At 49.8% G+C, this 8582-nt stretch carries 10 protein-coding genes; all 10 read right to left on the reverse strand.

All coding sequences use genetic code 11. The annotated features are described in order from the left end of the window. Positions 1–51 precede the first annotated feature (51 nt). Positions 52–291, reverse strand: a complete 240-nt coding sequence (gene csrA, locus BN6628_RS22025) for a carbon storage regulator CsrA (protein ID WP_068620587.1) — start codon at positions 289–291, stop codon at positions 52–54. 2 nt (positions 292–293) lie between these two features. Then, a complete protein-coding gene (gene fliW, locus BN6628_RS22030; RefSeq protein ID WP_068620589.1) occupies positions 294–743 on the reverse strand; it encodes a flagellar assembly protein FliW in 450 nt (149 codons plus the stop codon). Positions 744–825: 82 nt separating this feature from the next. Further along, on the reverse strand, positions 826–1392 hold the full coding sequence (locus BN6628_RS22035) for a DUF6470 family protein (protein ID WP_068620591.1): 567 nt from the start codon (positions 1390–1392) through the stop codon (positions 826–828). A 17-nt stretch (positions 1393–1409) separates the two neighbouring features. Beyond that, positions 1410–2333 (reverse strand): flagellar hook-associated protein FlgL, encoded by a 924-nt coding sequence (gene flgL, locus BN6628_RS22040; protein ID WP_068620593.1) that lies wholly within the window; start codon positions 2331–2333, stop codon positions 1410–1412. Positions 2334–2361: 28 nt separating this feature from the next. Next, the gene (flgK, locus tag BN6628_RS22045; RefSeq protein WP_068620597.1) at positions 2362–3921 is read right to left on the reverse strand and encodes a flagellar hook-associated protein FlgK; all 1560 of its coding nucleotides are present in this window, start codon (positions 3919–3921) and stop codon (positions 2362–2364) included. A gap of 25 nt (positions 3922–3946) precedes the next feature. After that, a complete protein-coding gene (locus BN6628_RS22050; RefSeq protein WP_068620599.1) occupies positions 3947–4447 on the reverse strand; it encodes a flagellar protein FlgN in 501 nt (166 codons plus the stop codon). A 40-nt stretch (positions 4448–4487) separates the two neighbouring features. Continuing rightward, entirely contained in the window at positions 4488–4784 is a 297-nt protein-coding gene (gene flgM, locus BN6628_RS22055) for a flagellar biosynthesis anti-sigma factor FlgM (protein ID WP_068620601.1), read from the reverse strand. Between the two features lie 175 nt (positions 4785–4959). Next, complete coding sequence (locus tag BN6628_RS22060; RefSeq protein WP_068620603.1) at positions 4960–5373, reverse strand: TIGR03826 family flagellar region protein; 414 nt, start codon at positions 5371–5373, stop codon at positions 4960–4962. A gap of 327 nt (positions 5374–5700) precedes the next feature. After that, on the reverse strand, positions 5701–6966 hold the full coding sequence (locus BN6628_RS22065; protein ID WP_148449306.1) for a hypothetical protein: 1266 nt from the start codon (positions 6964–6966) through the stop codon (positions 5701–5703). Next, on the reverse strand, positions 6963–8582 hold a 1620-nt coding region (locus BN6628_RS26735), incomplete at its 5' end, for a helicase-related protein (protein ID WP_235847683.1). The genes BN6628_RS26735 and BN6628_RS22065, both read right to left, overlap by 4 nt.

Consider the following 8582-nt stretch of genomic DNA (forward strand, 5'->3'; position numbering starts at 1 on the left):
ATATATATCGACAATAGCTCCTGACACTTTATACCTATTCCCAAATTTTTTTTATTTTTTTTGATTACCTCTAAGCCGGTGCATAAGCGCCTCAAAATTCGCTGGTTGAGGTACTGCCGACTCCCGATTCGCCTCTTGAATAGAGAGATAGATTTCCTTGCGGAAAATGTCGATATGAGGTGGAGCCGAAATCCCCACCCTCACTGTATCTCCTTCCACACTTAATATGGTCACTTCTATCTGATCTTGAATGACGATCGTTTCACCCTTCTTTCGAGAAAGTACCAGCATACTTATTCACCTGCCTTTAAGGAGGCTATTCGGTTGTCCTCCGACCATAGCAGATGCTTCGTCTGATAAGCGGAATTATGGAGGATGACCTGCTTACCCAACTGCTTGTCAGGATTAAGAATGATCGGGGCCAGCAGATTTAACGTAGACCGTTCCACTTTGTCTTTAAGGGATACAATACACCGGACCAGCACCTTGCTTTCAATTTGCAACTCGTCCTTATCCGCCTCAGGCAGCTCAAATTCATAGTCCGGATAGTAGTTAAAAGGATCGGCAAGCAAAAACGCAAGCTCCTGCTCCTTCGTGGATTGAAGGTAAGCAAACATATCTTCCTCTAATGGAATTAGAGCAAACTCTGTTTCCTCTTCGAAACCTGGTACTCCTTTGGGAAAATGATAGATTTGGGTAGTCTCTATCTCCAATTCACCCCAGGAAGCTGTCTGAATCAACATTGTCATTCACTCCTTAAAATTCTACAAATAAAGAAAACTATAGATGGCGTTATTCTAGCCTGTCTATAGTCATCATACAAAATTATTTCCGAATATCCACCTCAGGCGGAATGTACTGAACCGATGCATACTGTTTCATATACATATCCAACTTCCCACGGGTATATTGAATCTCAGGCTTGCGCACTTCCACCTGGATATTCGTATGGGCTTTACTGAATCTGATCTCGGGTGGGGTGACTTCAAAATGAATATCCACATTATCCATGGAAGCGGGTCCCCGGAATTCCGGGAAGGGAACACCCTGCCAATCCTCCCCGTAGATATTTGCAATCGTGTTCCCAGGCTCATATATAGCAGCAGCCCGATTTCCCTGCTCCACCCGGTGTGCGATATTCTGCAGGAAGATATTCTGAATCCCGGAGTATATCCGCTTGTTCATCTCCAGAAAATTCCCGCCTGTAAACGCTGATTGTGCTGCTGAGGAATCTATGCTCAGCTTCGGCTGATACTGATGAATTTCCAGCTCAGACGGTGTCGTGGACATACTGACTTCTGCCTGTGGTTGTCGTATAGAGAACCGACCAGGATCAGCGTCAAAATTAAGGATTGCAGGAGTCTGACGAATTTGAAGGATTGGCTGAACCATATAAGCTCTCCTCTAATTTATCTCAAGAAGTCAACCAATGAAGGTTGAATAATTTTAGATCCAGCTGACAAGGAGGCATTATAAATATTCTCCTGCACTTTTGATCTCATAATTAATTCAGCATAGTCGGCATCTTCGGTCTTGGACTGAAGATCTGTTAAATTAGTATTCAGATCACCAAGTCTATTCTGCATCAACTCAATTCGGTTTGTTTTAGCACCGAGTTCAGCACGTGAGGTAAGAATCCTCTCCATACGGCTATCAATTTTATCTAACTGTCCTGAAATAGCAGCTGTATCCCCAGCTTTTAAAGCAGCTGAGAGGCTGTCCATAATATTAAAAATATTAGTAGGATCTGCCCCGGTTCCGAAAATATCAGTACCTGTCATATTTATCGGTAGCTGCACACTATCTCCAACGGAGTAATTTATTAACCCAGTATCCGTAGTTAATGTACTCAAACTGGAGGTATCCGATGTGCCATCCGGATTCTTAGGAAAATCATATGGTTTGCGGTTATAGGCCTCACCATTAAAAATATATTTCCCGTTCAACGTACTATTTGCGATGTCGATCAGCTGCTCTTTTAACTGGCCGACCTCTTTATTGATACTGTCCAGAGCAGATTGCGGGTTCGTTCCAGTAGCTGCCTGAACCGTTAATTCACGTAGTCTCTGAATAACATCCCCAGTCTGACCCAGAACTGTGTCATTGTAATCCAACCAAGACAAGGCGCTATCCACATTCTTGGTGTACTGGTCATTGGATGCCAGCTCCCCCCTATAGCGGAGAGAGTACGTAATGCCAACCGGATCATCGGAAGGTTTGTTCAACTTCCGGCCTGTTGCAAGCTGGTTCTGCGTGTTGTTCATAGACTGAGCATTACGGTTCAAATTGAGCATTAACTGGGAGTTCATCATATTTGATGTAATTCTTAACATTGCACCTAACCTCCTTTACATCTTAAGATTATCGGCCTACGGTACCGGTAGAGTTAATGAGTTTATCAAGCAATTGGTCAAACGTGGTCATAAACCGTGATGCAGCGCTGTAGGCATGCTGGAATTTAATCAAGTTGGACATTTCCTCATCGAGAGAAACTCCGCTTACCGATTGCCGCTGGCTCTCTACCTGCTGAACCAGAATGTCCGAGTTCTGAGTTTGACGCTGTGCTTCCTGGGACTGAACCCCAAGCTGACCAACAGCAGAGTTATAGAAACCATCAATCGTTGTTGTACGGGAACCATCTACGGAGGTGAAATTCGTCATTTTGAGATTAGCCATTAACAGTGCCAGGGTGTTGTTCCCTTTAATAACTGCTTCACTTGTTCCCGTGCCCTCTGTCCGCATAGAAGTTGCAAGCAAGTTCTCATCAGCAGCGATCTTGGCATTAAGGCTGATATTTGCTGCTGTGATATTGCCGCCGCCTTTTGCCTCGAAGAAAGGTAATCCTCCTGTAGTTGTACCATCCATTGTATAGCCTAGCTGGTGCAGACCATTCAGACCTTTTACTGTCACTACGGTATCCTGGGTTACGTTACGGCCAGTCACTCCAGCTACAGTAACGCCATCAGGAAGAATGGTTCCCTTCGGAAGTGTAATCTGAATATCTCCATTAGCCAGAGTGTTAGCCAAGTTATCCAGCTGCCGCTGATAGTCCTTAACATAATTCTCACGCGAAGCAATCATCCCGAATACTTCGCCGCCTGAAAGATTCCCTGATGCATAGGCTGCTTCCAGGAAGGCGCCCTTGTCATCAGGACCGGAGCCATCCACGTCTACCTGAACCTGGTTACCCTCTACAAGAATCTGCCCGCCCATGGAGACTGTGTAACCTTGATCTGTCTCCTGAACGTTAATGTTAATGATCTGGGACAATTTATCTGTCATCAGATCCCGCTGGTCCCGAAGATCATTGGCATGGTCTCCAAGCCCTTCAATGCGGGTAATTGATTCGTTAAGATTCGCAATCGAGGTCAGGTAGTTCTGCACTTCACTGGCTTTAACCCCAACGTTAGTAGTTAAATCCTGACTTAATTTAGAGAGCTGCCCACTCATATAATTCATGGCGTCCGTTAAAGCGGCCGCATTTTCTTTAACAACTTTACGGGCCGAAGCGCTTTCCGGATCTTTGCTTAGATTGGACCATGAGCTCCAAAAATTGTTAAGCACCTTGCTGATTCCAGTATCCGAAGGTTCATTAAAAATCCCTTCAAGTTTATCAAGCGTATCTGCCTTGATGTTCCAAGTTCCATAAGCATTATTCTCGCCACGGTATTGGCTATCCAAGAAACCCTGCCGAATCCGTTCAATTGCCTGATACTCTACCCCGGTTCCCAGCTGCCCTGGAGTATTGGACCGGTTAAGTCCATAAGCTTCTATAGAAAGCGAAGGCTTCATCTTCACCGTCTGGCGGGAATAGCCTTCCGTATTTGCATTAGCGATGTTATGTCCTGTCGTATTTAAAGCCGCGGTCTGCGTAAATAGGCTTCGCTTGGCTGTTTCTATCGAATGGAATGTTGATGTCATGACTTACTTCCTCCTCAAATGAGCATTAGGCGCGTGTATCAAAAAGTCCTGGACGGCCGCGGCCGCCGTTTTTATCAGCAGGATGCTGGTATGTCGCTGCCTGCTCAGGTTCACCCACCAGAAGGTCAAGTGAATAATCGAGAAAAGTAAGCGACTGCTCTATTAACTTTTGATTCAAATCATTCAGTTCTTTAAGCTGGTGCAGCGTATTGGAAAGTTTCTTCTGCATATGAAGCAGCGACTGCTTCTCTTCCGGATCAAAGACAAGCCGGGACAGCTCCGTCATCGTCAAATTTAGCTGAGACTTTACACCCCGTTCATGCAAAAATTCGTAACATGCGGTCACCCGCTCCTGCTCTAGCTGCTCGATCCGCTTCATAATCCGGGACTCCTGATTCAAAATCCCGATCAGTTCATCCACATTGTTCTTCATAATGGCGGTCCGTTTCTTCCCGGCCCAATCCAGCATATCCACATGGGCTTCATCAAGCCGCTCCAATGATTCAATTAGTGCTTGTACTGCCATGTTATCCCCCTATACGTAAATGAACCTGGTCGTCCGCACATTATAATCCGTTATCGCCGAAGGACTTGAAGTAAGGCACGAGTTTATCGGCAAGCTTGCCCGCATCCACCTGATATGTTCCTGAGGATACCTGTTCCTTCAATTCCTTAAGGCGCTGAACACGCGCTGGGTCTGCCGTTTTCTCCTTAGCCTGGGCCTGCAGCAGCTCCTGGGCAGCACTCGATATAGATACTTCATCTTTACGTTTCATCTTCTTGTCGGTCAGCTGACGCTGATTCTCTAGTTGGCGTTGATACGAATTTATAGACCCGATTCTTCCGGTATCATTTATCTTCATAACCTACACCTTCTTTCTCAAAAATAATAAAATGCCGATAATCTCTACTAAGTTTATCGGCACCATTTGAAACATTATTTATAGTTCCACGGGATGAACTTTAACAAAATCCACAATCTCCCAAGTCATTAGTTATACCAAAACTATAGTTCTAGACGTACAAACACCTGTGAATTTAGTCCTTGCGGAGACGGTCAAGGGTGTGATAAGCCGCATTGTTCCCACCCGACTCTAGTCCTCCGGCCTGCCGTTCTTCCCGGGAAGCCGCTGTAAGATCGCGTGTTAATCGGTTCCGGCAGCCATCACACATATTACCATCACGGATCAAAATTCCACAGACCTCGCAAGGGTACATCATGTTGGGGTTATTCGCCACCGAAATCCGGCCTTCTTTAATAAACTTGGTAATCTGCTTAACAGATACCTCTGTAGCCTCGGAAAGCTCATGAATCGTAGCCCCTTTATTCTCACGGAGGTATTTAAAGCAGCGGTCGTATTCCAGCTCAATATCTTTTATACAGGCGGAGCACATATTTTTAAAATTTTTGGCATACAGCTTGCCACAGCGAGGACAGTTATCAAGATCCATAGGGAATCTCCTCTTTCATTTCATTGTACTTAAATTGCGGGTCAGGAACAAATTCCAAATAAAGCCATGGAATATGCAAGGAAACTAAGTAAGGTTACTTGGCTATTCCTAAGATTACCTTATAATACCACTGGCGTCTATCCCTATTCAATTAAGCAGACTCGTTATCTGCTCTGTGTGATCAAGACTGATCTTCTTGTTAATATATCGGTGGAAAAGCGTACTAATTTAACAATAAGTGTTACAAGAAGATAGAGTTTTTTCGTCCAGACAGTCAATATTTAAAGGGCCTGCTGATAGGTATCCTGTCCATCTCTCCTAATCTATTTAAGACCTCGCCCAAGTCAAGCTGTATATCTCTGCCGGAACTCCAGCCGCCCCACATATCTGCAGCAGTTCCTGTGCACAGTGCTCCGCAGTGCTGCCGGTTGTGTATATGTCATCCACGAGCAGGAGGCGGAAGAGTTGGGTTGGCTCTGGTCTATGCCCGTCTGTATTGTTGGTACTAATAATGTTGGTGCTGTTGGTGCTGTTGGTGCTGTTGGTGCTGTTGGTGCTGTTGGTGCTGTTGGTGCTGTTGGTGCTGTTGGTATTGCTGATGTTGCTGGTGTTTCTGCTGATGCAGTTTATGTTGTTCGTGTTATTCCTATTGATTTGGCTGTACCTGTTAACCTTGTTAATCGCGTTGTTATCGTTACTCCCATTGTTCTTGTTTATCAAGGCATTCGTGTTATTCGAAAAACCTATGCCCTCCATACCTTCGTTCCCTGTGCCTCTCACATTGTCCAATTCATCCTTCCTCGGCTCACTATATATCCCATGCAACCCATGCCTCCCATCTATCCTGCCTAACCTATCCATCCGTTTCTTCCCATTTCTGCTCCGATGAAAAATCTCCCGAACCATCTCCTCCGCCCCCGGCACGGCCCTGAACACCCCCCGCATGCTGAGCAGCCTCTGCTCACGGCCTTTCAAGCTCTGCTTCTCGGTATTCCGGGACCGCTCGAGCAATTCGATGAGCGGAACCCTCGCTGCCCGGGCTGCTCCGGACGCGAGCAGCTCCGCCTGGTTGAAGCCGCGTTCGGCGAGCCTTTGGCTGCTGAGCGGCACATAGGTTACGGCGTCGGCCTGCCAAGGCGTCCGGTCTCGCGCAGCTTCTGGCGGCCAAGGCAGCTGCGCCGCGTGACCTAGGTCGCCAGAAGCTGGAATTAGGCCGGGAGCCGATAATTCCGACGCCATCGCCAGGTAGGCCCGTCCCATCATCCGGGCCAGCAGAGGGGCGTAGCCCTCATGGCCGCGATATTTATACATCGCGAGCCACTCCCTCATCCTCGCATCGTAAACTACCGCACTGCGGTTCAGAACGAAAGAGTGCCGCGATGCACCCGGACGGGTGCAGTCAGGGCATCCGATGGACCGTCCGCACAAGAGGCAGCGTGGCTGCAAAATCCAGGGAATTGCCAAAGCACAGTCCTGGCATAACTCAGGGTTATGCCGGTCTCTGCTGCGCATCATTTTCCCGCAGGCAAGACAGCCTGCTGCCGATGGAGTGAGAAGGCCAAGGATTGCCGATTGCAGACGATTCCAGCTCATCTCTCCCCCACCTTTCCTTGAGAACAAAGATATCCGCTCCGGCTGGCAAGCCGGTTCATCCCGCGAATCTGGCGGATGGCCCCCCGCTGGGAGGCCGTCCACTCCCTGGAGGCGAAGAGCACCTTCCCGGCCGGATCATCCTTGGATCTTCCGGCTCTGCCCGCCATCTGGACAAGGGAAGCTTCATCGAAGAGTCCGCTGTCCGCATCTAATATGTACACATCACTCCGCGGTACGGTTACCCCGCGTTCGAGAATCGTGGTGGTAATCAACACCCGGATCTCACCGGATCGGAAACTCAGCACTTTCTCCGATCTTCCCTCATCCTGTGAGGACGTTCCTTGAACCGGGACTTTGCTGCCGAGCAGAGAGCGAACCAGACGGACCAGCGGCTCAATGTGTCTTATTCGTGAGACAAAGACGAAGATTTGAGCCCCTCGTTCAACTGAACCTTTCAGCTCCTTCAGCAGCGAAAGCGGCAGGCGTCGTCTAGCCAAGCAGCGTTCCACTGGCTCCATAACAATTCTCTTAGGCACAGGGAGTGGATGTCCATGAAACCGTGCAGGTACCTTCGCATGAGGCATTCTGCCTGAAGCGACCGCACGCTGAAGCTGCTTCGGTGGCGTAGCCGAGAGCAGGATGAACCGCCCATCCGGCCGGCAGCAGTTCTCTGCCGCATAGGCTAGCATTGGATCATTGTGGTACGGAAATGCATCCAGTTCATCAATAATGACCAGATCAAAGGCTTGATGATATCTAAGCAGTTGATGCGTAGTGGCAAGCACCAGCCTAGCATTTTCCCACCGTTGGCTGCTTCCACCATAGAGCACGACTGGCGGGTTATCCGGAAAGACTTTCGCAATCCGCGGCGCAAGCTCAAGAACAACGTCACGTCTTGGCGTAGCCACCAGAACACGGCCTCCGCGCTGCAGCACATGCTCAAGCAGCGGGAAAATCATCTCCGTTTTGCCTGCGCCGGTCACCGCCCAAAGCAGGAACCGCGGCGGCCCGCCAGTTGGGCCCCGCTTTCCCATCCGCCGGGCAGCACCTGGAAGATCAGCAAGCGGAGGTTGAGACGGTGGCCCGGCTGGCTGCCACTCTCCTGTACGGCGGCCGGCACCTGCAAGGCCGGAAACGGGAAGATGAGGCAGCGCTTCGCATGCCTGTCGCTCTCCCGCCCGGCCACCGGCATCTGCAAGACCGACTCCTGGAAGATAAGGCGGATCTTCGTCCAGCTGCCACTCCCTCGTCCGACCGCTAGCACCTGCAAAGCCGGAAGCGGGAAGATGAGACGGCGCTTCGCCTGCCTGCTGCTTTCCTGTCCGACCATCGGCACCTGCAAAGCCGTCTGCCGCAAGATGAGGCGGCCCTTCATCCGGCCGCCGCTTCCCCGCCTGCCTGGCGCCATCTGCTGGCGCGGCGCCGAAGGGCTGCGATGGCCTTATATTGGGCCATCGCCACTTCCTCCCGCCGCCACCGCTTGGCTGGCCGGCGAGGAACTGCAGCGCGGCTTCAGCCGCCCCGCGCTGCGCCGGGCTCAGCCCCCACCGGTCCAGCCGGTCCCCGGTGGGGGCTACCGCTTCGGCCGCGTGCTTCGCCGCGGCCAGCACCAGCGC

Origin of the sequence: Paenibacillus tuaregi (assembly GCF_900086655.1) — a bacterium.
GTDB lineage: Bacteria > Bacillota > Bacilli > Paenibacillales > Paenibacillaceae > Fontibacillus > Fontibacillus tuaregi.

Bases quoted from the DNA above. Each gene is read 5' to 3' on its own strand.
- flgM (WP_068620601.1), bottom strand. From the start codon at position 4,784: ATGAAGATAAATGATACCGGAAGAATCGGGTCTATAAATTCGTATCAA.
- BN6628_RS22060 (WP_068620603.1), bottom strand. From the start codon at position 5,373: ATGGATCTTGATAACTGTCCTCGCTGTGGCAAGCTGTATGCCAAAAAT.
- fliW (WP_068620589.1), bottom strand. From the start codon at position 743: ATGTTGATTCAGACAGCTTCCTGGGGTGAATTGGAGATAGAGACTACC.
- flgK (WP_068620597.1), bottom strand. From the start codon at position 3,921: ATGACATCAACATTCCATTCGATAGAAACAGCCAAGCGAAGCCTATTT.
- csrA (WP_068620587.1), bottom strand. From the start codon at position 291: ATGCTGGTACTTTCTCGAAAGAAGGGTGAAACGATCGTCATTCAAGAT.
- flgL (WP_068620593.1), bottom strand. From the start codon at position 2,333: ATGTTAAGAATTACATCAAATATGATGAACTCCCAGTTAATGCTCAAT.
- BN6628_RS22050 (WP_068620599.1), bottom strand. From the start codon at position 4,447: ATGGCAGTACAAGCACTAATTGAATCATTGGAGCGGCTTGATGAAGCC.
- BN6628_RS22035 (WP_068620591.1), bottom strand. From the start codon at position 1,392: ATGGTTCAGCCAATCCTTCAAATTCGTCAGACTCCTGCAATCCTTAAT.
- BN6628_RS22065 (WP_148449306.1), bottom strand. From the start codon at position 6,966: ATGAGCTGGAATCGTCTGCAATCGGCAATCCTTGGCCTTCTCACTCCA.